Origin of the sequence: Gottschalkia purinilytica (assembly GCF_001190785.1) — a bacterium.
GTDB classification, from domain to species: Bacteria; Bacillota; Clostridia; order Tissierellales; family Gottschalkiaceae; genus Gottschalkia_A; species Gottschalkia_A purinilytica.
The window spans coordinates 1-575 of sequence record NZ_LGSS01000071.1 but is presented as its reverse complement, the minus strand read 5'-3'; the positions used below and the strand labels follow the sequence as shown (position 1 = coordinate 575).

The following is a 575-nucleotide window of genomic DNA, read 5'->3' as shown; positions in this document are numbered from 1 at the left end:
GGTGATCATAAAGTAACTGCTATGGCTATAGCAAAAGAACTAGGAATACTAAACGAAGGTGATGAAGCAGTAGAGGGAAAAGAAATAGAATATATGACAGAAGAAGAGTTAAATAAAAATGTAACTAAATATTCAGTATATGCAAGAGTATCACCAGAACATAAAGTAAGAATAGTAAAGGCATGGCAAAGTCATGGAAAGATAGTAGCAATGACAGGGGATGGAGTAAATGATGCACCAGCATTAAAAAGAGCAAATATAGGATGTGCAATGGGGATAACAGGAACAGATGTGTCAAAACAGGCATCTGATATGATACTAACAGATGATAATTTTGCAACTATAGTATCAGCAGTAGAAGAAGGAAGGAATATATTTGATAATATAAAAAAATCAATTCACTTTTTATTATCTTGTAATATAGGAGAAATAATAGCGCTGTTTATATCAGTATTACTAAGGCTACCATTACCACTATTACCAATTCATATATTGTGGGTAAATCTGGTAACAGATAGTTTACCAGCATTGGCACTTGGAGTTGATCCAGCTGATCCAGATATTATGAAGAGAAA

Annotated in this window: 1 protein-coding gene; it reads left to right on the top strand. The window is 33.2% G+C overall.

The features are described 5' to 3' along the window. The coding region (locus CLPU_RS16415; protein ID WP_115840423.1) for an HAD-IC family P-type ATPase at positions 1-575 on the top strand (575 nt) is incomplete at both ends.